Origin of the sequence: Candidatus Phyllobacterium onerii (assembly GCF_028331445.1) — a bacterium.
GTDB classification, from domain to species: Bacteria; Pseudomonadota; Alphaproteobacteria; order Rhizobiales; family Rhizobiaceae; genus Phyllobacterium; species Phyllobacterium onerii.
In genome coordinates, this window is the sequence record NZ_JAQMHX010000002.1 from 472,999 (window position 1) to 495,609 (window position 22,611).

Consider the following 22,611-nt stretch of genomic DNA (forward strand, 5'->3'; position numbering starts at 1 on the left):
CCGAGTTAATCCACCTCTGCATCTCAATTGGGTAGTTGCGTCCTGCCAGATTGTGTCTCATATCCACGGGTTTTGAGGGGATGCCGAATATGACGAAATACGCGGGCCTCACCGACTATCTTAAACTTAGGACGGAAGGTGAACTTACTCTGACATTCGATGAGATTGCTGACATCATCGACGGATATCTTCCGAAGTCTGCAGAGCAGTCCCAATATTGGGAAGACGCAGCCAAGATGTGCGCGGGGCACAAAGCATCACAAAAAGCTGGCTATAAGACATATCTCGTTCATGGGAACGACAAGGTGCGCTTCGTTCGAAGTTAAGTTTGTTGCGACTCCGATGCTAGGATGGTTGACAAAAATAAACGCACTTGTCTCCTGAGGAACTCGGCGTGAGGTGCGCTTCCGGACGAGGAGACCAAGCCGGGGCTCATTTACGCCGTTGACGGTGTAGGCTACGCGATAGGCTCTGTTTCATCTACGCTCGTGCCAGTTTGGAGGACTATTTTGTTTGGACATCTATCGATCGCGGCAGTCAGCGCCCTGATGCTTGCAAGCAGCGTGCAATCCACGCCTGAAGCGTCGATCGGCGCGGGCAACCCCTATCCCGTCAGCAACTACACGTGCGCGGACGGCACGCATCTGGCAGTGCGTCTCCTCGGCGATCGCGCTTCGGTATCCGTCAACGGCGCGACCGCGGTCGATCTGCCCTCCATGGGATCAGAAGGAACGACCTTTTCGAATGGCCGGCAGACGCTGAGCATCGTGCAGGGGCGCCTGTCGTGGGGCGTTGGCCGAGCGATGCCGTCCGCATGCACCGGCGGTTGAGCGTCCTCGTCTTGCGGAACAGCGGGGTGTTCCACCTATCGCCGAGACGGCCAACTGGTTGCCCGCGCTAGAGGGCGATTTCAATTGGCCTTGAGATCCTGCCGCCCAACATCGGTCTCGGACGGAACATACCGCTTGCCGGCCATAAAAGCGCACGGAATGAGTGCGTCATGGCCGAGGCAGGAACGCTCTAAAGTCAACGCTAATATGATTGCTTTTCAATAGCATAGATGACAATTGGGGGCTTTTGCTACCTAATTCCGCAGTTATTGCGCCGACGAGATCGCTGAGAATGTTTCGCGGCTAGGATCTGTAAAGGTGGTGATCGTCCTGACGTCGACATCGGGATTTCATGACGTGTCTTTTTCTTCCGGAACAAATTCTTCTTCTCAGGGTTGCATTTTCGACATTGTGTCACATGGAGAATTTGAAATGGAAAATACCGAAATTGGTTGGATTGCCGCGATCATCATAGGTGGTCTTGCAGGCTGGTTTGCTGAGATGTTTATGAAAAGCAATACAGGCGTGATCATGAACATCATTTTGGGAATTGTCGGGGCCATCATAGCCAATGCGTTGCTATCGTTTTTTGGCGTTACCCTGACGGGGTGGTTGGGCTATTTGGTCGCCGGATTCATCGGCGCGTGTATCCTCATCGCTGTGGGCCGGATGTTTCGAGGAACCAGGGCCGTATGAAACAACCACAGCACTTGGCCCGGTTGCAGGAGATTGCGACGGGTTTACTTAGCGGGGCTGATAAGGCCACGGGTTTTTCCAGAACAACACAGGATTGATCAATGCAAATCGACCCCACGTCCAATGAAGATGAATTCGAAAATGGAAGCGACACCTACCTGGTTGACCAGGTTCTTGAACAGCGCAAGAAAGACCCGGGCGAAGCAATATCGCAATACCCACCTATGTCGGATCAACTGGCGGCACTCCGGGCGGAGATTGGCCGTCTCGCCGAGTCGGCAAGTCTTATCGCTGAGGAAGCAAGCGCAATCGTGGCCCAAGCGCCAGCACGGTTACGTTCCGAGGGAGAAAGACAATTTCATAAGCGCCCTGTGATCTCACTGCTGGCAATCGGCATTTTGAGCTTCCGTCTTACCCAGGCGCTCTTTGGCAGGTCTTACAGGATGAGATGACCATCATGGAGGCACCCCCGCTTGAACGAAAGCTTGTTGCAATTCTGGCAGCCGATGTCGAAGGGTATTCGCGATTAATGCATCGGGATGAAGAGGCAGCTCTCGCAACACTATCGTCGCACCGTTCAATCATCGACGCTATAATCGTTCAGGGCCGTGGAGAAATCTCCGGTACGGCGGGCGACAGCGTTCTGGCAGAGTTCGCCAGCGTCGTCGATGCCGTTCATTCCGCCGTATCAATCCAGCAAGCCCTGACCAAAGCCAACGCCGCTTTACCCCAGGACCGGAGAATGATGTTGCGCATCGGCATTAACGTTGGCGATGTGATGGTGAAGGATGACGGGATATTTGGAGATGGTGTCAATGTTGCCGCTCGGCTCGAGGCAATGGCGGAGCCTGGTAGCATCTCCGTGACCAGAGGAGTGCGTGATCATCTGCGCGATAGGATGGACTATGAATTCGAAGACCTTGGAGAGCATACAGTTAAGAATATTACTCGGCCCGTCCGGGTGTTCCGTGTCAAGTTCGATCCGAACGCTACTTCCCCACTCCCGATATCGGAACCTGCTGATGGAAAGTCCAGTATTCAATTAACGGATATGGACGCCACTTCAGAAGGTCGCGGTGCCGATCCAGTCGAACTTGAATTTTGGAAATCGGTGGAATCGAGCGGTGATCACGAAGAGTATCGGGCGTATCTACAACAATATCCGGATGGCGACTTCACTGCTCTTGCGAAAACGCGTTTGGCAAAGCCGACTGCAGCCAAACCAGATGTGGCGGCTGACAGGGAGGTCGAGCTCGAATTCTGGGCTTCTATCAAGGATGGCGACGTCGCGGCCAGTTTTGAGGCCTATTTGGAGAAATACCCCGAGGGAGAGTTTAAGGCTCTCGCTGAAATCCGGTTGGCCGAGCTGTCTGGATTCCAAAATCAACGGGACAATAGATAATTTTCCTCGCTTTTTCATAATCCCCACAAGCGTTGTTGCAAAGCCGACATTGAAAGGAGCAGGCAACCATTCACCTATGTCATCCTTCTCGTCCTGTTTGGGGTGGTCGTTCTGTTCACTGCTTGGTTGCCGATGCGGCTTAAGAACTTTTCGACGACGCCGTCATCATGATTTCATGGCGGAGGGCTCAGCTGATTGATGGGGTTTAGGTAGCGAAGACTTCAGCAGTTCCCAATCCCGACCTGCAATCAACGACAGGCCGGGATAGATCAGGACGGCTACCGCCCTTACGATCAGCCCCGCGAAACCGCCCGCCAATGACGTTCCCGTTCTGCGCGGGATAACCTGAACGACGAGCATAAGGATCGCCTGAGCCACAAAGCCACAAGCGGCGTAGGTGGCGGCCCAGTTGACCCTTGACAGACGCGACCAGAGATGGGCCCAACCGACTAGCAGCCAAAGCGCAGCCAGAACCGTCGCAACGATCCTACTGGCATTCGGCCGAGCACGCGCGAGCAAGCAAACGAGGCCTACACCCACCAGTAACATCAGAATCTGAAGTGGCCAAAGGGCGAGGTTATAGCTCTCGATCTGCCTGAAAAATACCCGAGGCGAAAACATAAAAAAATCGGATGACCACCACTCCGTCACAAGGCATCCTCATTTTCGGGAAAGCCCGCCATGCCCCCGGAACCCGCTATTAGCGCAAGAGCTTCCCGCCGATTGATTGAGACTCGCCTCGCCATCTTGTCTCCTCGCAAGTCGCACCGGTTTGCCTTATTGGTGGAGTATCGGGTATCCGCCACCACTTGAAAGCTCATAGCTGGTGACCGCCACTCACATTGAATTGAAGCCGTGATGCAGTCCATCGGTCTTGTAGCGCTTCGGGCTTATGGCGCGGGATGATCAAATAATTTAGCTTCGGTCCGACAAAGATAGGATAGGTTTTCCGCAACATTTGAACACACTTGGTTCTGACTGCATCGGTCCTGGATGCATGATCAGTTTTCACCGGAAATCAACAGGCTGACGCGGCGAAGGAAGCGAGACGCGGCAAGCAGGAGTTTTTCATGTCAAAGACTGCTCTCTACCTGGGCATGTTGTGTGTCCTTCTGTCCGTGGGCAGTCCATTTGCGCAAGAAATGCCTCAAGCCAAACAACCGGTCAGGGTGGGACTCTATGTGAGCCCGCCATTTGTCATACAGGAAAAGGACCAGTTCACAGGAATGGCAGTCGAGCTTTGGGAGTCGCTTGCAAGGGCGCAAGGCCTTCAAACCGACTACAAATCATTCCCTACGGTCCGCGCCCTGATCGATGCCACTGCGAACGGCAACATCGATGTTGCCGTCACCAATCTCACCATTACGCAAGGCCGGGCGCAACGGATCGACTTCACCTATCCATGGTTCGACGCCGGACTGAGGATAATGGTCAACGAACATCAGGGCACGGGTTTTCTGGAGGTAGTAACAGGATTGAGGGACTCAGGATTCCTTCGCGCCTATGCATGGATTGCCTTTGTCGTTGCCGCGGCGACCGTACTGCTGACCCTCTTAGACCGAAGGTTCGCCCCCGACTTTCCACGCCGATGGCGTGACGGAATAGCAGAAAGCTTCTTCTCGGTCATGTCGATTGCTGCTGGCAAATCATCCGGCCGAAAGAACATTTTTGGGTGGGTTGGGCGGATATGGCAGGGTTTGTGGCTGGTATGCGGAATTGCCGTACTGGCATTTGTGACCTCCTCCGTGGCGACAGTAATGACCACGCTCTCGCTGACCAATCAAATCAACAGCCTTTCCGATCTTCCTGGCAAGGCTGTCGGGGTTTTCACCGGGAGTGTGTCGGAGGATTTTGCCCGCAACTCCGGGTTGGACTTGCATTTATTCCCGGACATTGACGCTGCCGTGGCGGCTTTACTCGACGGCAGCATCACAGCCATCATCGGCGATGCCCCGGTGCTGGAATATTATGCCCACAAACACCCCGAACAAAGGGTCGATGTCATCGGAGGCGTCTTCGAGCCGGACAAATACGGCTTCGGGCTTCCTCTCAACAGTCCCTCTACAAGGCGGCTGACCGTTGAACTCATAGGCGCTCATGAGCGTGGTCTCGTGGCGCAGCTGCACGTCAAATACTTCGGCGATTCACCCTAAATGGGGCACTGACCACCAGGCTCGCCCGACTGGCCAACCAGCGCGCGACCTGCCCCAGTGTTCTTATCGTTCTTGCCGTGAGAACAAAATAAGAACGTCGGATCAACTCGTCAAGAAACCGCGCGTGCGACACGCTTGCACACAACCGGGGATGGCTTATCATCAACGTTGCAACCAAACACCTGATGCCGAAGTGACGGCCCCTGCCATGCCGATACCAAAGCCACACCATCCAAGAACTCATCCCGAGCGCTTTGATTCATGTCAGTTGGCGATTGAGGACAAGCTGATAGAATTGATCGGCCACGCCTCGGATATGGGCTGGCACAGAGACGAAATACTGGCGGCCATCATCGCAATAGCCGACAACCTGTCCTTGGCCCGGCGCGACGATATCGCGCTAGCGATAGAGACTCAGTTGTCAAAATTGATGAAGAAAAAGGATGTCTGAATTGGCTGACGCCAAAGCGCATCCCGCAGATCTTATCGTCGTTGTCGCATTCAGCCGCGCAGACAATGGGCAGCTTGTACCTGCTTACGATCCGATGCAGTTTGATACCCCGGAAGAGGCCACTCGAATGGCGCGTTATCTCGCGGTCAAGTGCGCAGGCGTCTTGGCGTGGGTTCGCGATGTACAGCCTGAAACCGGAGGCTACGGGCCTCCGACGATCCTGTTTCAATCTGGCGACGTACCGGAGCTGGAGTAGCCCTCAAGCGATCAAGATGACGTGGGAAGCAAACATTCAAAATCTCGTCAAAATTAGCGCGGTCAAAACCACCCAGCGCAATGAAGCTGTCATTCACCAGCGCCTGGCAGACGCCGAAGCATATTTAATGGACGCTCGACATGTTACGACCACTCAATCGCGCTTCCTGCTGGCCGTCGAAGGTGTGCGCCAGGTAAGTCTTGCGGTCCTCAACCACACCGGGATCAAAGTCATTCCCCACGCCCAGCACAAGATCGACGTGTCGCAGCTGGCTGCAATGATTACACAGCTTGAAACCGTCGTTCCGGCCGCGGCAAAGACCTTGGGAGACTTCCGGCATATCCGCATACAACGGAAAAGCATGTCACCTGCCCCACCAATCTCGGTGGAACAGGCAGCCAAGGCAGTGGATATGCTGGAACAGCTTCTCGCCCGCGCCCAGATTCTGACAAATGTCGGTAAAAACGCTTAGGGGATATAACCAGAGTTGGTAGCGATTGGATGCTACTTGTTGATCGAGGTAACCGCCAAGTTTGTAGGCTTGTTGTTGGCCGCCTTTTCCTGGTCGAGGATTTCACTCAGCAGTACGTGACTGGTTCATTTCCGAGAACCTTTGCCCATTCGCGCAGAGAGCCATAAGGCAATTTCATAATGTTCGACGGCTAGGCTTCCAAGGCAACACCTTGCGCTTCGGCAAAAATACCCACCGCCTCTTTTAAAAGACCATCCGTAGCATCGCATTTCTCGCCTGCAGGTTTGACGCCGATAGTCTTGAAAACCTTTTCCAAGGTTTTGATCTGGCCTTTAGTTTCTGCAAGGTGCTCCAGGCTCATTTTCAACGCTGCATTTTTTTACCGCGCTCGATACTTTTGGAAGGGCATTTGCGATAGCATTCTCGGCATAATAAACATCTTTTAGAGTGTGCTCGAACAGCTCAGCGAGTGTCATCATAATTTGGTGCTCCAATGAAATCGGCACCTCAGCAACTCGCAGTTACATTTATCGTTCCGGCTTCAAATAGTTTGCCCCTTGTCCGGCTCCTGTCGTTCGTCTTTTGCTGTATCGAGCCGCATCAAACGGCCCTCAGACTGTTTGCCCATCGCCGGAGCAGCATATGGCCGGCGGCAAACACCGCGGCCACCCCTCGCCACATGCCGTCAAAGACGAGAAGGCCTTTTATTGTTTGGCGGACGCCTGCCGTCAGCGCGACCACCCCTTAGTTCGAATAATTTGTGCAGTGCAGCAACGATTGCTTTCGAGACGCGTTAGCCGTGTATCAGCGCCATCCCGTCGTTGACCAATGAGGACGCTGTCATGAGGAATATTGCCGATACGATCAACCGCCTGAATGGTCAGCGCAGCCTGGCCAAGCCGACCTGGACGAAGTCGAACACGCGTTTAGGCATTTTGACCGACTTCGGTTCAAATCCAGGCAACCTGCTCGCGTGGACGTATATTCCGAAGACGTTCCAGCCTGGATCGCCACTTGTGGTTGTCCTTCATGGCTGCACACAAACGGCAGCCGACTATAGCGACGGCTCAGGATGGTCTGAGCTGGCCGATAAATACGGATTTGCCTTGCTATTTCCCGAACAGCAACGGAAAAATAATCCGAACCTTTGCTTCAATTGGTTTGCCACTGAAGACACGACTCGAGGCCAAGGAGAGGTCTGTTCAATCAGCCAGATGATTGAAGTCCTAAGGGACATGCTTTCCATAGACCCGGCAAAGATCTATGTGACTGGCTTATCAGCAGGCGGTGCGATGGCCGCGGCCATGCTTGCCACTTATCCCGAGATGTTCAAAGGCGGCGCAATCATTGCAGGTTTGCCGTACGGCAGCGCGTCAAGCATCCCCGAGGCATTCGACCGAATGCGTGGCCACGGCTTGCAGGAAGGCCGCGTTCTCGCTGATCGGGTCCGGCGCGCATCCGATCACCAAGGACCATGGCCCTCCATTTCCGTTTGGCACGGCACCGCCGATAGAACCGTCGATCCACTCAACATGGAAGCAATCCTTGGACAATGGCGCAACCTGCACGAATTCCAGCAAGCTCCGATTGCGGGAATGGTGAATGGCCATCCCGTGCGCAAATGGAGCGACACAGGAGGTACCACCGTAGTTGAAGCGTACACAATCAATGGAATGGGCCACGGCACTCCCCTCCAGAGAGTGGGTGCACACAGTTACGGGTCTCCCCGTCCGTTCATGCTTGATGTCGGCATCTCATCCACTTGGCATATCGCCAATTCGTGGGGACTCCTTGGCAATGAGCGAACGCTTGTCGTTGAGCAGGAAGCGAGTGCCGCCTCTCAACCTGAGCGGGAACCTCCACGACATGCCAACCGATCGGTCAGCGATGTGATCGAAGATGCTCTGCGCACGGCTGGATTGCTGAAGTGAGGATATCCTGTCCTCTTTTGGATGAGAGGACAATGCGTCTAGATACAGCGGTGCACCAGTCGGCTGACTCTACGCCATCTAACACTTCTGATTATTTTGGTCGTGGAGAACAAAATAATCAGCTGCGAGTTCGTTCAAAGAAGGATGAACGAGCGTCTTGGATCAAGCGTTTGGCGCTACTGCCCAATAAGGACTTCGAACTTCTCGTCACCTTAAGCGTTGTGGTAGGCCGCCGCTGTCCACAGGAGTATGCCTATTAACACCTATGTTGTCCTCCTCGCACTGCTTGGCGTGGTCGTTCTGTTCACCGCTTGGCTGCCTATGCTGCTCAAGGACTTTCCTCTGTCATTGCCTATGATATGCATTGCCTTCGGAACATTGTTTGTATGGACACCTCTTTCGACAATCGTCGGTTCCAATCCCCTCGACAGTCGCTACATGACCGAGAAGGTGACGGAATTCGCCGTTATCATTTCACTGATGGGGGCAGGTCTGAAGATCGATAGACCTTTGGGATGGCGGAGCTGGATGACAACGTGGCGGCTTCTCGCCATCTCGATGCCGCTGACGATCGCTGCCATTGCTGCTCTCGGCTGGAGCATCCTTGGACTTGGATTGGCGTCGGCCCTCTTGCTTGGATCTGCCCTTGCCCCGACGGACCCGGTCCTTGCCAGTGACGTTCAGGTTGGACCGCCGCAATCGGGCGAAGATGGAGAAGTTCGGTTCTCGCTAACGTCGGAAGCCGGCCTCAATGATGGTCTGAGCTTTCCCTTCGTGCATTTGGCCATCGCCTTGGCACTGGCAACGCAAGCTGGCAATCCGTGGTTGCAGAATTGGCTCCTGTTCGATGTGTTGTGGCGGCTCGGCGCAGGTGTCTGTTTGGGATGGCTGACTGGGAAGCTTTTGGGCATCTTGACCTTTCGCCTTCCAAAACGGGCAAAACTCGCGCGCACTGGCGACGGATTTGTTGCGCTGGGTATCACTTGCCTGAGCTACGGTCTGATCGAGATGGCCCATGGCTACGGTTTTGTTGGCGTGTTTGTCACGGCCCTGACGCTTAGGGCGGCTGAACGCGGAAGCGACTATCACACAAACTTGCACGATTTTGCTGAACAGATTGAACGGCTTTTGATGATGGTCGTGCTTGTGTGTTTTGGAGCAGCCATCGCAGAGGGAACAGTTTTCCGGGCGTTCGACTGGAGAGTAGCTGCAGTCGCACTCACAATTATCTTCTTTGTTCGTCCAGCCGCGGGTTGGCTCGGCTTGATTGGAAGCCCGATTCCAGGGAGGGAAAAGGCGGTCATTGCAATCTTCGGCATTCGGGGTTTGGGGTCGTTCTACTACATGGCCTATGCGACTGGTCATGCCGCATTCGCCAAAACCGATGTCCTGTGGGCCACCGTTTCGCTGGTCGTTTTGGTGTCCATCATCCTTCACGGCATCGTCGTGACGCCAGTCATGCGACGTCTAGATCGCCGGCAAAACTCAGTTGCAACTGCTTTATGACGTCGGAGGAATGTGCATGATCCCGCTATACCAAAGCATTCTAAAAAAGAAGCCAAGCCGCAGACATCCGCGACCTGGCTTTTTTCCAAGCCAACATGCTCAAGACAAACTAGAACTCCATCTCGACAGGCATAGTGTTTACGCCATCGGACGGTAGTCGCGGGCTCGCTCTCGCTCCCGCACCAGTTCTTCTTCGGTGAAGTCAGCGCTGTTTTCATCAAAGCCCTGCCAACCTTCCTCTCGATACATGGCGCGTCGTGCATTTAGGTTGACGGGCGAATTGTCATCGATGACCGAACGGGCAATATCAACCTGATCATCCTCGACGCGCGCCGAAACCAACGTGCTGCCTCTCCGGACACCTTCTGCATAAACGTGAGCGTCGTTTTCATCGACGCCTGCACTCGTCATTGAGCCGATTATTCCGCCTGCAGCACCGCCAGCAACAGCGCCTGCAACCGCACCCGTTGCGGTAGCGACAAGCCAGCCCGCGGCGACGACTGGTCCGACGCCCGGGATTGCCAGCATGCCAAGGCCCGCTAGCAGCCCGCCTGCGCCGCCCACGACGGCACCGACGCCAGCCCCGGTTGCTGCACCCTCGCCTGCGTTGGATTCATCAGTTTTGCCACTGCGGCTGACGATGCTGATATTGGACGAGGAAATCCCTGCATCCTCAAGCGCGTTGACAGCGGTTTTGGCATCTTCGTGATTGTCATATAGTCCTGTTACGGTTTGCATAGTTCCTCCTGTTTATTGCCTGCTGAAAAAATTATTTGGCGGCTTCGACAATGTTGCCTTGGAAATCGAGTTTTACCTCGACCGACTTGCCGTCTTTCATCGCGGTGCCCGTCCAGACGCCATCTTCACCCTTGGTCAAAGGACCGACGTCGGCGTAACCCTTGGCTTCGATGCGTTCCTTGGCCTGGCCCTCGGTGAAACTGTTGGACCCTGCAACCGGGGCTGCCGGATTTTTGGTATCTGGAGTCGCGACTGCAGGCGTTTGGGTATCAGTTGCAGGTTTTGTTGCCTCTTGGGCGTGGGCCGCGGAGAGGATAGAGAGAGCGCCGAGCGCGAGTGCTATACGTTTCATGGTGCCTCCTTATGTGATCGATGATCGATCAGTGGACTGACAACCCGCCGTTGCTCCCAATGTTCCCGTATTATGCGCAATGCGCCCGAAGTTTATTTTTACTCGTGCATGGAACCAGACGGCGGTGAGCAGATCTCGCCCAACTGCGATGGGCTAAATCTTCTCCCCCGCTTTCGAAACCGATATGCAATCGGAACTATCCACACATTTCCTCGTTTCAAAACTATTCTTCTCAATTCGAAGCCCTCTCCCGGAACAGCGGTCCAATGCGCCTCTTCACCTGCGACAACTGCAAGAACGTTGTCTTTTTCGATAATCGCCAATGCATCCAATGCAAATCCAGGCTGGCCTATGAACCTGTTACTATGACAATGCGCGCGATCAGTTCCGAGGCTGCAGGTTCGTGGCGATTTGTGAGGGGCGAAGGATTGGATGCATGCATGTGCGCAAACGCATCTTTTGACGTTTGCAATTGGCTAGTCGATCCCTCGAAGAACCGCGGTTTCTGCCTGTCCTGCCGTCATAATCGTCTTGTGCCATCCGTTAAAACATCAGAGGGCCTAAACCATTGGCGCAAAATTAGTCGGGCGCAGCAGCACCTCTTCTATTCCATTTTGCGCTGGAACCTTCCGCATCCCGATCGCACCGAGGATCCAACGGGCGGACTGGTGTTCGATTTTCTCGAAGATCAACATCTTCCCAGTGGAGTGATTGTACCCGCAATGAGTGGCCACGACGAAGGTCTCATCACCATTCGTGCCGCCGAGGCCGATGACGCGACGCGCGAAGAGGCGAGGCAATCGGTCCATGAACTGTACCGGACGCTGCTTGGTCACCTTCGTCACGAAGGCGGTCATTTCATATGGAACAAACTTGTTCGCGACGGCAATGACCTGGAGAACTACCGCTCAGTGTTTGGCGATGAGCGGGGAGATTATGAACAGGCTCTCCAGCACTATTATGCCAATGGTCCCCTCCTGGGATGGCAGGAAACCTTCGTCTCGGCTTACGCAAGCTCCCATCCGTGGGAGGACTTTGCCGAGTGCTTTGCCCACTATATCCATATTGTTGACAGCCTTGAGACTGCACGTGAATTTGGCGTCGCAGCAAAACCGCCAGAGCATCTGGCAATGGCAGCATCAATCGATTTCGATCCTTATCAAGCGGATAGCGCCGAACAGCTTGTGAGCACCTGGGTCCCACTTAGTATCGCAATCAATTCTATACAGCGCAGCATGGGTCAATCCGATTCGTATCCATTCGTCTTGTCCTCGCCCGTTATCGTGAAACTCGAATACCTGCATCGTCTTGTTCAGAAGTTCGGGAAGCAACAAGTCATTCGCGGAGCATATGATTGCTGATCGTACCAAAGCAGGCGAAGCGATGATGCCTGCAGCCAAGGCGGACAAGGTCAAGCTTCCTGCCGACCTCGGCAAAGATCATCAAGCAAAGCTAAATGCGCCGAAAGCTGCCGGGAAGTCAGCTTTTGACAGATTGAACGTGGCCGATGAATTAGCAGCGCGTGAATCGGCGGTGCCATCGTTTTCCGGCTATACGACTAATGGCGAAAAAGGGGAACTGAAGCTCTCGCGGCCAAGACGCTCCCGACACTGAAGGAACATTTTGGCGGAAGCCTATAACATACTGAAGCTTGGCATTGACATGAGAATCTGTGGAGTCGACCCGTGTTCGAAGGTTTCGATCTAGAGCTAATTTCCCTGCGGGACGCGACGCTGCGCGTCCGGCATGGCGGAACGGGACCTCCCCTGCTGCTTTTGCATGGCCATCCTCGTACGCATACAACCTGGCACAAAGTTGCGCCGCGCTTGGCACAGTCTTTCTTTGTGGTTTGTCCTGATCTGCGGGGTTTTGGTCAATCGTCGAAACCTGTCGACACAGTCGATCACGCCGGGTCCTCCAAACGAGCAAAGGCCAAAGATTGCGTTGAATTAATGCATACGCTCGGACATGAACAGTTCTCCATAGTGGGACATGATCGAGGGAGCTACACGGCTTTTCGGACTGCCATGGACTACCCTGACACAGTGAAGTCGCTCAGTATCCTTGATGGCGTTCCAATCTTGGACGCTCTGGAGCGATGCGACGAGAAATTTGCCAAGGCGTGGTGGCACTGGTTTTTCTTCGCCCAACAAGACAAACCGGAGCGCGCTATCCTGGCCGATCCACTTACTTGGTATGGCGGATCCCCGGACAAGATGGGCAATGGCAACTTCCAAGATTTTTGTGCAGCAATTCATGATCCGCAAACCGTGCATGGCATGGTCGAGGATTATCGCGCTGGCCTGAAGATCGACCGTGCGCACGACCTGGAGGACCGCGATGCTGGGCGCAAGATCACGTGCCCTACACAGGTCCTGTGGTCGCAACATGACGATTTGGAATTTCTCTACGGCGACGTTCTGGATGTGTGGCGTCCATGGACGACCGACTTATGCGGGCATGGCCTTCCGTGCGGACATCACATGGCGGAAGAAATCCCCGAACTGCTGACGAAGGAATTGGCTGCGTTCCATGAGCGACATCAGTAACTTAAAAAGAGTCTTGAATGTCATTATTAAGCTCCGTGACTGACCTCTGAACGCAATCCAGGGAAGTCCATTTTACCTGCGAAAATGATCCAGGTCGCAAAGGTGTGCCCGTCTCAGGCGAACGAGCGTGGGTATCGCAAATTGCACCTTGAATGATTGTTGTGGCGTTACACGTCGCCGAACCGTGGGCCACTAATGCCGTCGATGTGAGGCGTGGTGCCACCCCGAGTGTTGCGGCGCTTCTAGAATTTCCTCACGGGACTTCTCACCCAACATTTCCAAGAGATGGGTCTTAGCCCGGTTTATTCTGCTTTTGATAGTTCCAATGGGGCAATCGCAAATTTCCGCGGCTTCGTCGTAGCTAGCACCCATGACACAAACCAGCATGACTGCTTGCCGGAAATCCGGATCGAGTTGATGCAATGCTGTCTCAAGTTCATGACCCCGCATAGTCCACTCCTGGGATGGGGGCCGGGAGGGTCCGTTTTCAGCGATATCCTTTTCCCCGCCTGTGACCTCCCTCCGTTGGTGCTTTATCGCTGTATTGAACGTATTTCTCATGATGGTGAACAACCATGACTTCATGCTCGTGCCCGGAGTAAACTGGTGCAATGATCCGAGCGCGCGTTTGAGTGTTTCTTGGACAAGATCGTCTGCGTCATCGGGTTGCCGATAGAATGACCTCGCAAATGCCCTTAACGCTGGCACAAGAGTAACGAGTTCCGCTCTGCAGTTAATTTCTAACTGGTAATCTTGATAAACGGGATCGATTGTAACCATATCTTGTCCTCTCTGGATAAGAGGACAATGCGTCGAAGAGATAACTCGTTCCTCCGTCGCCTGAACTGTACGCTACCGAACATTTCAGCTTTTTTGAGTCGTTGAAACCAAAGTGATGACTAACGCGGCTGTGCTCAGAAGAGCATGGTCGGCTCGCATGATGCAATGGAGAGCAAGTGTTTTAAGCTGCATGCTTTGTCACCTTTGAACGCTCCGGGTCCGCGCAAAGTGGCCGATCTACAGGCCACTTTGCTTGAATAATGAGGTCAGCGACTCTTGCTGCCCTCGCTGCTTTTCGACTGCTTGTCGGATGAGTTGCTCGATGAGCCGCTCTTATCCTGCTTGTCGGTTGAGCTTTTTGAACCACCCTTGGTGCTCGATTTGCGATCCTGGCTATTTGGCATTTCTTTCCTCCATTTTGACTGGAAAAGTTCCAGTATCCAATCAACCCAGCATGAGGAAAACTGTTCCGGCTAGCTGACCTTTGGTGCGTTATCGCACCAAATCCCGTTTAGGACACGACATCGCCTTGAATCTGCATCAGTCGCCATGTCGCGCCTGCGGATCCGCCGTTAGTAGATCCGCAAAAAATATCGTTCCGATCAGCTCACCTGGCTCATTATAGACGCGAACGACCCAGCTGGTTGGGTCGAGTCCTTCGAGAACGCCATCAACAATAGTTTCCTGGGCAGCTTGTTTTGCCTCCGCCAGCGCGTGTTCGTAATCCGGAAGCTCGATCCCTTTTACGTCCTCAAGAACGACGTCCTCGTGAAAAACAAAACGAAACAGTGGCATGGGAATCCCCCCGCTCTGATGAGGAAACGTGCTCATTCCAGAGTGAGCACGGCTGAACATCAAGCTGCTTTTTGGGCTTTGCTGTTAACGCCGCTTTCGGCGAGCTTGGTCAGCGCGGCATCGGTGGCGATTTCTTCCTCGAGGGTTTGCACCAGAAGTGCCGTCGCGTCCTTCATGCCCAATTCGTCCGCCCAACGAGCCAATGTACCGTACCGGGCCATTTCGTAGTGCTCGACTGCCTGAGCTGACGAAACCAATCCTGCATCAAGAGCCGGCTGGCCTTTGAAATCTTCCAGGACTTCTTCATCTTCAGCGATGATGCCTTCAATCGCATCACAGGTTTTGCCTTGCGCACGCTTTCCGAATATCTCGAAAACCTGCTGCAGGCGCTCGACGTGGACTTCCGTTTCATCACGGTGCTTGTCGAAAGCCGCCTTCAACTCCGGCGATTCTGCGCCCCTGGCCATCTTTGGTAGCGCTTTGAGGATTTTCCGTTCGGCGTAATAGACATCCTTCAGGGTCTCATGAAATAAATTGTCCAATGTTTTTGTTACCATGCTTTTGTCCTCCGGTTGTTATCGCTGCCCAATGTGGCGGGTCAGCAAGGAACCACGCCAGACGACGATTGTTCCGCTTGGCGATAACAAATTGGTGGGAATTTTGGTGACGGCGGAGAAATCCATGAGGGTGAAGGTGGCAAATACCAATCCTGCGAATTTCTCGACCAAGCGGAATTTTAAACATCAAGCCCTTTCCGCCGACAACTGCAAACGCTCAGCGCGCCAACCTCATCGGTTTGTGTGATGCACTGGTCTGACCCCGGGAGCCGCTCGGCCTTGCAACGCTTAACTACCGCAATGACCAGCCAGTCAGACGAACGGATTCTTCCTCGGCCAGACCATATGCCCCGTCCGCAAGCACCATTAGGCCTTCGCGGTCCAAAACTATGATCTCCGATCTCCTGGAACGGATGAGCCCCTTTCCCTCCAGGATGTGTAGAGCGACCGTAACGCCCGATCGTCGCACGCCTAACATGCGGGCAAGATGTTCATGTGTAAAGCTCAGGCTATCGCCGTCCACCCTGTCATGCGCGAGCAAAACCCATCGGGCCAGCCGATCCTCCAGTTTCGAATGCCCGTTGGCAATCGCCGTGGACCCCACCTGAATGGAAAGCGCACGCGCAAATCTTGTAAGCAATATTCTTATGGATTCCTTGGCGCGAACTGCATCCAATAAATCGGATGCGTCGATTCGAAAAGCGCTTCCATTCATTTGAACGACAGTGCGATATGCGCTGCGGTCGTCATATTGGAGAAGCGCAGAGCCGGACATCCCATCTCTACCGAATAGACCGACTTCCAGATCTCGACTGCGTGGCAAGCTCGCCATCATCGAGGCGATACCGCTTTCAAGAAAATAGACGCATTCAAGCTTTTGTAAGGGGGTCTCGATCTCCTGTCCGAGCTTCAACGGAACGATCCGCATTTTAGGCAACAGTAAAGCTTTGTCCCCCTCGGACAACCTCGATAACAAATGATTGCGTATCGGGGGTAGTTGATCGCTTGCCATAGTCTTTCCTTCCAAGAACGACTTACAGGTCGTGACCTGCAAGTTATGAACTTTGGAGCATGACTTCGGAGACTTTTTGCGAGAGCTCGCTCTGCATAAACGGCTTTGACAGGAGCGATATGTCCTTGCCAGCGCCGTCAGGCAATTCTGAATAGCCGGTAGCCAGGATCACGGGCATATCCGGCCACCCTAACTGGATTTCCCGGATGAGCTGGGTTCCCGTCATGTTCGGCATTGCCTGGTCGGTCAAAACAAGATCAATACTGCTGTGGGACCGTAGAAGTTCGAGTGCCCGTCTACCGGAACCAGCTTCGATCACCGTATGACCGAGTTCTTCTAGCATGGCGACTGTGTTCATCAGCACCAAGGCATCATCGTCCACCGCCAAAATAGTCAAGGATTGCGGTGCACCAAGATCCTCCACCGTCGAAGAATCATCCTGAGCGGCCGTCGTCATTGGTTCTGGTATAACCGGCAACCAGAGCTCCGCTCTTGTTCCCTTGCCGATCTCACTCTGAAGAACGAGCTGACCGTCTGACTGCTTCATTATGCCATGAACCATCGACAGACCTAGCCCCGTGCCCTTTCCAACACCTTTGGTTGTGAAAAAAGGCTCGACGGACCGTCCGAGGGTCTCGTCATCCATACCCTCACCTTCATCGTTCACAGAGAGACAGATGTAGTCGCCCGGCGAGAGCTCCGAGTGAGCATCCGTGATTTTTGCTCTGCGGGCCGCAATCGAGATGGTGCCGCCATTTGGCATTGCATCTCGCGCATTGACCGCAAGGTTGAGAAGCGCAAGTTCAAGCTGATTGGGGTCGGTCTGGACCTTGGCGAGTGACAACGGAAACAACGTCTCGACCACGACTGTCGAGCCGAGCGATCGCTCAAGGAGGTCGGCCATGCCCCGCACAAGAGCTGGGACGTCAACGGGCTCAAGATGCAACTTTTGTCTTCTGGCGAAGGCCAGCATCCGTTTGGTAAGAGTGGCTCCGCGTTGCGCGCCCTGCATGGCGTTATCCAGCAATGCCAAGGTTTTGCGATCATCGGGTAATCTTTTGCGTACAAGTTCCAGGCTTCCAAGAATTGCCATCAGGAGATTGTTGAAATCATGGGCAACTCCTCCAGTCAGTTGCCCGATTGTTTCCATTTTCTGGGATTGGAACAGCGCTTCGCGGGCCCTTGCCAGTTCTTGTTGGTTATGGTTTCGGTCGGTTACATCTCGGGTAACTTTGGCAAAGCCGACAAGCTCGCCAGTTTCGTTTTTGACGGCGTCGATAATTACGCTAGCCCAGAAGCGCGTGCCGTCCTTTCGAACCCGCCAGCCCTCATTTTCAAATCGACCTTGTTCCACGGCCGTTTCTAAAGCCTTATTCGGCAGATCCAGATCCAAATCTTCCTGGGTATAGAATCGAGAGAAATGCTGCCCAATGATCTCGGACGGAGGGTAGCCTTTGATGCGTTGAGCACCTGTGTTCCAGGTTATGACATTTCCCTGAAGATCGAGCATGTAGATGGCATAGTCAGTGACGCCCTGGACGAGTATCTTGAACTGCTCCTCGCTCCATCTCAGCGCCTCGTCCGAAGCCTTGTGTTCCGTTAGATCTCGGGTAACGTTCGCGTATTCAACCACCCCTCCGGACCCGCTGTAGATGGGGTCTATAATGACATGCGCCCAGAAACGGCTACCGTCCTTCTTGATCCGCCAGCCTTCACCTTCGAATCTGCCGTCACGGGTTGCGCGCTCCAGTGTAATCACAGGAAGACCAGAGACGTTGTCATCTTCCGTATAAAACCGCAAAAAATGCTCGCCGATGATTTCCTCTGCCCGATAACCCATAATGCGTTGCGCGCCAGAGCTCCATCCCGTCACAATACCGCTGCCATCCAGCATGCAGATGCCGTAGTCGGTCACCGCATCCAGCGATCGCTCATTGCGTTGCATTCATTTCCCTCTCGCCCCATCCGTAAACCGTTGATCACCGGACAACGACAGTTCACCGGCAAGGTTCCGCCACGCTCAAATTTTGATGAAAATCGCTTACCGCCAGGCTTGCGGCGGAACAAATTCAACGCTTCCGCTTTCAAAGCGATAGCGTGAAACGATCGTGTCGGTCCGCTCATCGCTGACTGTCTTCACATTCAAGATTGGCACCTGCCTGCGGCGAGTCAATGTCGAGAAAGGTCTATGCCCTTTTTACAACCTTCGAACCATGTATCGTGCAAAACGTTCTCGCATTTCTCGCATATTGCATGAGATTTTCTCGCCAATGCCTTGCGAACACTGAGGTCAGATGTGAGCACCCGCGTGTCGGGATAGGCGTTTGGGTCTACCGCGCCCCTGTCGCGGAGTGGTCAATGCCTCCCAAACACAAGCCGAATGCACATCCAGATTTCAGTTCCGTCGGCGACCAATTCAGCCGCAACTTTTCTAACGCAACCACAAGTGCGGTGCGCACTCATGTACCGCAAAATATGTCCGCTAACGCACAGTCCGTCCGACACGAATCAGGAACATTTTGCTTTGGCTATTGGTCGGGGAATAACGGGGAATTTAGTAGTAACAGGAGGAAAGTATGGCGAACAATGAACGTAACCAGCAGGGTGATACTTCGAATCGCGGCTTTGGATCTATGGATGACGACAAGCAGCGCGAGATCGCAAGCCAAAGCGGAAAGCAGTCCGGAGGCAATTTCAAGAATGATCCGGAACGCGCTGCGGAGGCTGGTCGAAGCGGTGGCGAGCAGTCTGGAGGCAATTCTAAAAATCCGGAGAGGTCAGCCGAGGCAGGTCGAGAAGGCGGACAGCAAGTCGGCGGGAACCGGGGATCCATCAACAGTCCGGTGGAAACCGTGAAGGAGAGCAAGAACCGCCGAAGAAGGTTAAAACGACCGACAGCAGGGTGGAAACTTCGCGGACGATCGCGAACGCGCTCGCGAAGCGGGTCGCAAGGATGGACAAAGCTTAACGCTGAACTCTACGAGAGCGGCCGGGACACATCCCGGGCCGCGCAGGGGTAGTCACAAGCCCATACCCCAACCGGACAGCCTTCGGTGGTGCAAATAATGCGGAATCGGCTTTGCAGGAACTTTCGCAAATTAGAGCGACTCTCACGCACTTTAAGCTTTGCGTTCCGTAGACAAATGAACATCGATTAGCTGCACAATTGCCCTACGCGCCTCATGGGCAGGCCAACCGATCGAAACAGCATCGTCCAGTAGCCGCTTCAATGCCGGTCCGGCATGAGCCAAGAATTCAACTTCCAAGCTCTCCTGGCAATCCAGATCATCGCGGTCGTCCTGGGGCGGTATTATAGGCATGGCGGATTCCCATTGTTATTTGCAGTCTTCTTGAGCGGTATGCGACTTAAACCTCCGCCCTCACTGCCGGGAGTTTCGAGATATCGTTCATACGTCTTTCGAACTTGGCTGGCTGCTAGCTGTCGCGACGATTGCACACCGCTCACTCCATCCAGCCGAAACTGCGAATGGCCGAGTAAAAATTTCCAGCACCACAGTCCACTTTCCGGGCCGCCATCAATGCGATGAACGCGACCGACATCGATACCGTTACGATTCGTCGCGGTGAAATCCTGCGCTTGCTCTTCCAGTCCCACGCGAGTTTTTTGCCATTTAATTTCCATGGCTTTCAAACTCTGAACAATTCAATTTGTTTCAAACTTCCAATCGCTTCAAACATCTTTTCTCTTCATCAATTTGCGCAGCTCCTTTTCGACCGACGAAAGCACGTTCTGATGCATCGCCAGATTGGTATTCTCGGCAACCTCAATCATCGCGGCGAGAACCTCTTGCTTGGTCCATCCTGCAATCTGGGCGTCACCAAGCAATTCAAGTATCCGGTCTTCCACCGCTCGCTGACAGCTAGCGAAGCGATCGGGTCGTCTCTTGTGCGCGTCGGGCCGGGAACCGTCATGAGCCATTACCGGTAAAGTTCTCGTCGTTGAATGGCGGGAGGGCTCCGAAGTTTTTAGCGCTATAAAGCGCGATCAATTGTCCTTCGCCTTAATTGGGTATGCCCGAGAAAAGAAATACCTCACCAAGTTGAGGGTGATGACCGTGGACACCATTGAGCGGGAACTCGTCGGGATCGGGGGGACGTGACCGGTCCCGTCGTCAACAGATCCGTCCGTCATATGAATAATTACTTCTGCAGAAAGCTCCTGCGTCTCCGCCAAAGCCTCTCTGACCTCAAATTCAGACTCCGGATCCCAGCCTTCGTTTCCAAGAAATCCTTGTCGCGCAACCTGACTTTCCAGGGCATGGCTCAATCCTCCGATCAGAGCAACAGCGGTTGTTCTTCCGCCTTTGGCAGGCTTTCCAACAGTACGCCTCGGGCCATCACACGCGCTTCTTACGAGATATTTGCGATAGCCGTCAGGGTCACTTTAGATCACGTGACCATCCATGCCGCGTCAATAACCGCGATGCCGTTAAAGCTGGACTGGCTTGATATTGTCCACGCCGATTGACCCCGTTATAACGCCGCGTACCAGATCGGTTCGATCCGTTTCAATTTCGATCACAGTGTATAGTTTATCGTCTCTGAAAGCACTCGCGTTGATCGTTGTCACATCGTCAGCCGGCGCTGAGTCGATTTCCATGAAGTCGAGTTCGCGCCCTGCAGCAACAATTCTGGCGTCGCCCGTGGTGCGGGCAGCGACAAGCACTTCGTCTTGATAGGGCGAGTTTTGCCAGCGCGGATCGCCAGCGGGTGCGGTCGGTACTAGCCGATAAAGGTGGAGCGTCTCACCCATTCCCGGTAAGGGTGATGCACGGCTCTCCGCGTCCATAACTTGCGCATGGCTTTCCACCGAACGGCCAAAGGTGGTGGCGCTACTTCTCCCAAATGCCTCATCACCATCGGCTTTGTTATCTTTCGACATCACATGCCCTTTGCTGCGTTTGCCTCCAACCTCAAACGCCATGATGTCGGAATTGTTCCGGTCTGGCCTCTGGCAGGCTGGGTGCAGCGCTCCCATGGCGCAGGCCGGGATAGCAAGGATTGAGCAATCAAGAGGGGCTGTGAAACCGCCGCTCTCTGCACGTATGCCTTGCGTGCTCGCCGGACCAACTGATTTAACACCAGCGTCCTCTGCCGTACCAAGGGCTCTTCACAAATCCCGCAACCAGACGAGACGAAGGCCAATATATCCTCACAGCTGAAACTTTTTGCTTACAAAGCGAGAACCGCGTAGCCCGAAACGCCAGGGTGTTTCGGCCGCCCGGCTGATGCCGATGCGTAGTCCACTGCAAACCTCGACATGTTCATGCCTCCGAGCGAATGAAAATGGCCTCTCTAGCAACGACATTCCGTCATGCGATTTTTGGATGCCCAGTGCTTGTGCGACTTTACCAGGCCCCGAACACAGTTGGCCGATATCGTCCGTGGCTCGCCGAGACCGCATCGCCTCGATACCCTGAGTTGGTTCGATCGCTCTGATCAGAACGGCTGATCCGGGAATGCAAACCAGGTTCAGACACCAATGAATACCGTAAGAACGGTAGACATAAGCGTGTCCAGCCGCGCCAAACATGGTCTTGTTTCCAGGCGTTGGACCCCTGAAACTATGCGATGCTGGATCGTCTTGGGAATAGGCTTCAGTCTCCACGATGCGTCCACCAATGTCCTCGACAAACATCGACATGCCAATCAAATCCCGAGCCACCGCTTCAGCATCCCGGCGGAAAAACGCGGCATCAATCATGGCATCTTTCTGTTTTCGTTTCGAAGGGAACCAATTTGTCCTGTCTAACCTTTATGAATTGCGGCGGGCCAGACGGCATTCTTGCGTCCTCCGCAATATTGTAACGACAAAAAGCAATCGACAGGAGGTTTTCATGGGCCGCGGCATTCTTCTTTGGTTACTCGGCGTTCCGATTCCAATCATCCTGCTCCTCTTTCTGTTCATGCGATAGGAGAGCAAAATGTCCCTCACCGATATGCAAACGGATGTTGATGCATCCGTGGAGACCAGTGCGAGCGCCGTCAGTTGGGGTCCAATTTTTGCGGGCGCTGTGACGGCTGCAGCCGTAACATTGCTATTGACCCTGCTGGGGTCAGGTTTCGGATTGACAATGGTTTCGCCGTGGGCTTCCGAAAGTTCCTCCGCC

The 22,611-nt window shown here is 54.0% G+C and carries 26 protein-coding genes and 4 pseudogenes; 18 read left to right on the forward strand and 12 right to left on the reverse strand.

The genetic code is table 11. The annotated features are described in order from the left end of the window. The first annotated feature begins 89 nt into the window (after positions 1-89). The 5 genes from PHA01_RS07910 (at position 90) to PHA01_RS07930 (ending at position 2,928) form a co-directional block, all read left to right on the forward strand. Positions 90-326: a DUF7662 domain-containing protein gene (locus tag PHA01_RS07910; protein ID WP_224513974.1), complete on the forward strand. Its 237-nt coding sequence runs from the start codon at positions 90-92 to the stop codon at positions 324-326. Positions 327-509: 183 nt separating this feature from the next. Beyond that, entirely contained in the window at positions 510-830 is a 321-nt protein-coding gene (locus PHA01_RS07915; RefSeq protein ID WP_271894375.1) for a hypothetical protein, read from the forward strand. Between the two features lie 432 nt (positions 831-1,262). Beyond that, positions 1,263-1,526 carry a GlsB/YeaQ/YmgE family stress response membrane protein gene (locus tag PHA01_RS07920; RefSeq protein ID WP_271894376.1) on the forward strand — a complete coding sequence of 88 codons (264 nt, stop codon included), beginning with the start codon at positions 1,263-1,265 and terminating at the stop codon, positions 1,524-1,526. A 101-nt stretch (positions 1,527-1,627) separates the two neighbouring features. Beyond that, positions 1,628-1,978, forward strand: a complete 351-nt coding sequence (locus PHA01_RS07925) for a hypothetical protein (protein WP_271894377.1) — start codon at positions 1,628-1,630, stop codon at positions 1,976-1,978. Positions 1,979-2,055: 77 nt separating this feature from the next. After that, positions 2,056-2,928: an adenylate/guanylate cyclase domain-containing protein gene (locus PHA01_RS07930; protein WP_271894450.1), complete on the forward strand. Its 873-nt coding sequence runs from the start codon at positions 2,056-2,058 to the stop codon at positions 2,926-2,928. A 165-nt stretch (positions 2,929-3,093) separates the two neighbouring features. Here the strand turns inward: PHA01_RS07930 and PHA01_RS07935 are convergent, their stop codons facing one another. Further along, positions 3,094-3,549, reverse strand: coding sequence for a DUF6064 family protein (locus PHA01_RS07935; RefSeq protein ID WP_271894379.1), 456 nt, complete (start codon positions 3,547-3,549; stop codon positions 3,094-3,096). A gap of 449 nt (positions 3,550-3,998) precedes the next feature. Here PHA01_RS07935 and PHA01_RS07940 point away from each other — a divergent pair, with 449 nt between their 5' ends. The 4 genes from PHA01_RS07940 (at position 3,999) to PHA01_RS07955 (ending at position 6,260) form a co-directional block, all read left to right on the forward strand. Then, entirely contained in the window at positions 3,999-5,081 is a 1,083-nt protein-coding gene (locus PHA01_RS07940) for a transporter substrate-binding domain-containing protein (protein WP_271894380.1), read from the forward strand. 151 nt (positions 5,082-5,232) lie between these two features. Further along, positions 5,233-5,532, forward strand: a complete 300-nt coding sequence (locus PHA01_RS07945; protein WP_271894382.1) for a hypothetical protein — start codon at positions 5,233-5,235, stop codon at positions 5,530-5,532. Beyond that, positions 5,525-5,788, forward strand: coding sequence for a hypothetical protein (locus PHA01_RS07950; protein WP_271894383.1), 264 nt, complete (start codon positions 5,525-5,527; stop codon positions 5,786-5,788). The genes PHA01_RS07945 and PHA01_RS07950 overlap by 8 nt, the downstream gene beginning before the upstream one ends. 16 nt (positions 5,789-5,804) lie before the next feature. Next, the gene (locus tag PHA01_RS07955) at positions 5,805-6,260 is read left to right on the forward strand and encodes a hypothetical protein (protein WP_271894384.1); all 456 of its coding nucleotides are present in this window, start codon (positions 5,805-5,807) and stop codon (positions 6,258-6,260) included. A 32-nt stretch (positions 6,261-6,292) separates the two neighbouring features. Here the strand turns inward: PHA01_RS07955 and PHA01_RS07960 are convergent. Continuing rightward, positions 6,293-6,739: pseudogene (locus PHA01_RS07960) on the reverse strand (YciE/YciF ferroxidase family protein). 363 nt (positions 6,740-7,102) lie between these two features. Between PHA01_RS07960 and PHA01_RS07965 the strand changes: the two are divergent. After that, on the forward strand, positions 7,103-8,191 hold the full coding sequence (locus PHA01_RS07965) for an extracellular catalytic domain type 1 short-chain-length polyhydroxyalkanoate depolymerase (RefSeq protein WP_271894386.1): 1,089 nt from the start codon (positions 7,103-7,105) through the stop codon (positions 8,189-8,191). A gap of 255 nt (positions 8,192-8,446) precedes the next feature. Further along, entirely contained in the window at positions 8,447-9,697 is a 1,251-nt protein-coding gene (locus PHA01_RS07970) for a cation:proton antiporter (RefSeq protein ID WP_271894452.1), read from the forward strand. 138 nt (positions 9,698-9,835) lie between these two features. On the opposite strand, the gene PHA01_RS07975 is transcribed toward PHA01_RS07970, so the two are convergent. Together PHA01_RS07975 and PHA01_RS07980 are read right to left on the reverse strand one after the other, a co-directional pair. Further along, a complete protein-coding gene (locus PHA01_RS07975) occupies positions 9,836-10,435 on the reverse strand; it encodes a general stress protein (RefSeq protein WP_271894387.1) in 600 nt (199 codons plus the stop codon). 31 nt (positions 10,436-10,466) lie between these two features. Continuing rightward, entirely contained in the window at positions 10,467-10,787 is a 321-nt protein-coding gene (locus PHA01_RS07980; RefSeq protein ID WP_271894389.1) for a PepSY domain-containing protein, read from the reverse strand. A gap of 266 nt (positions 10,788-11,053) precedes the next feature. Between PHA01_RS07980 and PHA01_RS07985 the strand changes: the two genes are divergently transcribed. From PHA01_RS07985 to PHA01_RS07995, 3 genes are all read left to right on the forward strand, one after another. Next, positions 11,054-12,148: a zinc-binding metallopeptidase family protein gene (locus PHA01_RS07985; RefSeq protein WP_271894392.1), complete on the forward strand. Its 1,095-nt coding sequence runs from the start codon at positions 11,054-11,056 to the stop codon at positions 12,146-12,148. Then, entirely contained in the window at positions 12,138-12,401 is a 264-nt protein-coding gene (locus PHA01_RS07990; protein ID WP_271894395.1) for a DUF4142 domain-containing protein, read from the forward strand. The genes PHA01_RS07985 and PHA01_RS07990 overlap by 11 nt, the downstream gene beginning before the upstream one ends. Before the next feature lie 71 nt (positions 12,402-12,472). Further along, the gene (locus PHA01_RS07995) at positions 12,473-13,336 is read left to right on the forward strand and encodes an alpha/beta fold hydrolase (RefSeq protein ID WP_271894398.1); all 864 of its coding nucleotides are present in this window, start codon (positions 12,473-12,475) and stop codon (positions 13,334-13,336) included. 192 nt (positions 13,337-13,528) lie between these two features. On the opposite strand, the gene PHA01_RS08000 is transcribed toward PHA01_RS07995, so the two are convergent. The 5 genes from PHA01_RS08000 to PHA01_RS08020 form a co-directional block, all read right to left on the reverse strand. Beyond that, positions 13,529-14,116: a sigma-70 family RNA polymerase sigma factor gene (locus PHA01_RS08000; protein ID WP_271894400.1), complete on the reverse strand. Its 588-nt coding sequence runs from the start codon at positions 14,114-14,116 to the stop codon at positions 13,529-13,531. A gap of 540 nt (positions 14,117-14,656) precedes the next feature. Beyond that, a complete protein-coding gene (locus tag PHA01_RS08005; protein WP_271894401.1) occupies positions 14,657-14,911 on the reverse strand; it encodes a DUF6894 family protein in 255 nt (84 codons plus the stop codon). A gap of 59 nt (positions 14,912-14,970) precedes the next feature. Beyond that, positions 14,971-15,468, reverse strand: a complete 498-nt coding sequence (locus tag PHA01_RS08010; protein ID WP_271894402.1) for a YciE/YciF ferroxidase family protein — start codon at positions 15,466-15,468, stop codon at positions 14,971-14,973. 292 nt (positions 15,469-15,760) lie between these two features. Further along, positions 15,761-16,396: a Crp/Fnr family transcriptional regulator gene (locus tag PHA01_RS08015; protein WP_271894454.1), complete on the reverse strand. Its 636-nt coding sequence runs from the start codon at positions 16,394-16,396 to the stop codon at positions 15,761-15,763. A gap of 127 nt (positions 16,397-16,523) precedes the next feature. Next, positions 16,524-18,425 (reverse strand): hybrid sensor histidine kinase/response regulator, encoded by a 1,902-nt coding sequence (locus tag PHA01_RS08020; protein WP_271894404.1) that lies wholly within the window; start codon positions 18,423-18,425, stop codon positions 16,524-16,526. A 688-nt stretch (positions 18,426-19,113) separates the two neighbouring features. Between PHA01_RS08020 and PHA01_RS29400 the strand changes: the two are divergent. Next, a pseudogene (locus PHA01_RS29400) lies at positions 19,114-19,206 on the forward strand (con-10 family general stress protein); the annotation flags it as partial. 205 nt (positions 19,207-19,411) lie between these two features. Next, positions 19,412-19,546, forward strand: a pseudogene (locus PHA01_RS08030) (hypothetical protein); the annotation flags it as partial. Positions 19,547-19,790: 244 nt separating this feature from the next. On the opposite strand, the gene PHA01_RS08035 reads toward PHA01_RS08030, so the two are convergent. Next, positions 19,791-20,123 carry a hypothetical protein gene (locus PHA01_RS08035; RefSeq protein ID WP_271894406.1) on the reverse strand — a complete coding sequence of 111 codons (333 nt, stop codon included), beginning with the start codon at positions 20,121-20,123 and terminating at the stop codon, positions 19,791-19,793. A gap of 111 nt (positions 20,124-20,234) precedes the next feature. Here PHA01_RS08035 and PHA01_RS08040 point away from each other — a divergent pair, with 111 nt between their 5' ends. Further along, on the forward strand, positions 20,235-20,429 hold the full coding sequence (locus PHA01_RS08040) for a hypothetical protein (RefSeq protein ID WP_271894409.1): 195 nt from the start codon (positions 20,235-20,237) through the stop codon (positions 20,427-20,429). A gap of 501 nt (positions 20,430-20,930) precedes the next feature. On the opposite strand, the gene PHA01_RS08045 is transcribed toward PHA01_RS08040, so the two are convergent. Further along, positions 20,931-21,383, reverse strand: coding sequence for a hypothetical protein (locus PHA01_RS08045; RefSeq protein ID WP_271894411.1), 453 nt, complete (start codon positions 21,381-21,383; stop codon positions 20,931-20,933). A 270-nt stretch (positions 21,384-21,653) separates the two neighbouring features. After that, entirely contained in the window at positions 21,654-22,205 is a 552-nt protein-coding gene (locus PHA01_RS08050) for a DNA-3-methyladenine glycosylase (RefSeq protein ID WP_271894413.1), read from the reverse strand. A gap of 220 nt (positions 22,206-22,425) precedes the next feature. Between PHA01_RS08050 and PHA01_RS08055 the strand changes: the two are divergent. Further along, positions 22,426-22,611 (forward strand): annotated as a pseudogene (locus tag PHA01_RS08055) (hypothetical protein); the annotation flags it as partial.

Bases quoted from the DNA above. Each gene is read 5' to 3' on its own strand.
- PHA01_RS07910 (WP_224513974.1), top strand. From the start codon at position 90: ATGACGAAATACGCGGGCCTCACCGACTATCTTAAACTTAGGACGGAA.
- PHA01_RS07920 (WP_271894376.1), top strand. From the start codon at position 1,263: ATGGAAAATACCGAAATTGGTTGGATTGCCGCGATCATCATAGGTGGT.
- PHA01_RS07925 (WP_271894377.1), top strand. From the start codon at position 1,628: ATGCAAATCGACCCCACGTCCAATGAAGATGAATTCGAAAATGGAAGC.
- PHA01_RS07930 (WP_271894450.1), top strand. From the start codon at position 2,056: ATGCATCGGGATGAAGAGGCAGCTCTCGCAACACTATCGTCGCACCGT.
- PHA01_RS07935 (WP_271894379.1), bottom strand. From the start codon at position 3,549: ATGTTTTCGCCTCGGGTATTTTTCAGGCAGATCGAGAGCTATAACCTC.
- PHA01_RS07940 (WP_271894380.1), top strand. From the start codon at position 3,999: ATGTCAAAGACTGCTCTCTACCTGGGCATGTTGTGTGTCCTTCTGTCC.
- PHA01_RS07945 (WP_271894382.1), top strand. From the start codon at position 5,233: ATGGCTTATCATCAACGTTGCAACCAAACACCTGATGCCGAAGTGACG.
- PHA01_RS07950 (WP_271894383.1), top strand. From the start codon at position 5,525: ATGTCTGAATTGGCTGACGCCAAAGCGCATCCCGCAGATCTTATCGTC.
- PHA01_RS07955 (WP_271894384.1), top strand. From the start codon at position 5,805: ATGACGTGGGAAGCAAACATTCAAAATCTCGTCAAAATTAGCGCGGTC.
- PHA01_RS07965 (WP_271894386.1), top strand. From the start codon at position 7,103: ATGAGGAATATTGCCGATACGATCAACCGCCTGAATGGTCAGCGCAGC.
- PHA01_RS07975 (WP_271894387.1), bottom strand. From the start codon at position 10,435: ATGCAAACCGTAACAGGACTATATGACAATCACGAAGATGCCAAAACC.
- PHA01_RS07980 (WP_271894389.1), bottom strand. From the start codon at position 10,787: ATGAAACGTATAGCACTCGCGCTCGGCGCTCTCTCTATCCTCTCCGCG.
- PHA01_RS07985 (WP_271894392.1), top strand. From the start codon at position 11,054: ATGCGCCTCTTCACCTGCGACAACTGCAAGAACGTTGTCTTTTTCGAT.
- PHA01_RS07990 (WP_271894395.1), top strand. From the start codon at position 12,138: ATGATTGCTGATCGTACCAAAGCAGGCGAAGCGATGATGCCTGCAGCC.
- PHA01_RS08000 (WP_271894400.1), bottom strand. From the start codon at position 14,116: ATGGTTACAATCGATCCCGTTTATCAAGATTACCAGTTAGAAATTAAC.
- PHA01_RS08005 (WP_271894401.1), bottom strand. From the start codon at position 14,911: ATGCCACTGTTTCGTTTTGTTTTTCACGAGGACGTCGTTCTTGAGGAC.
- PHA01_RS08010 (WP_271894402.1), bottom strand. From the start codon at position 15,468: ATGGTAACAAAAACATTGGACAATTTATTTCATGAGACCCTGAAGGAT.
- PHA01_RS08015 (WP_271894454.1), bottom strand. From the start codon at position 16,396: ATGCGGATCGTTCCGTTGAAGCTCGGACAGGAGATCGAGACCCCCTTA.
- PHA01_RS08020 (WP_271894404.1), bottom strand. From the start codon at position 18,425: ATGCAACGCAATGAGCGATCGCTGGATGCGGTGACCGACTACGGCATC.
- PHA01_RS08035 (WP_271894406.1), bottom strand. From the start codon at position 20,123: ATGGAAATTAAATGGCAAAAAACTCGCGTGGGACTGGAAGAGCAAGCG.
- PHA01_RS08040 (WP_271894409.1), top strand. From the start codon at position 20,235: ATGCATCGCCAGATTGGTATTCTCGGCAACCTCAATCATCGCGGCGAG.
- PHA01_RS08045 (WP_271894411.1), bottom strand. From the start codon at position 21,383: ATGTCGAAAGATAACAAAGCCGATGGTGATGAGGCATTTGGGAGAAGT.
- PHA01_RS08050 (WP_271894413.1), bottom strand. From the start codon at position 22,205: ATGATTGATGCCGCGTTTTTCCGCCGGGATGCTGAAGCGGTGGCTCGG.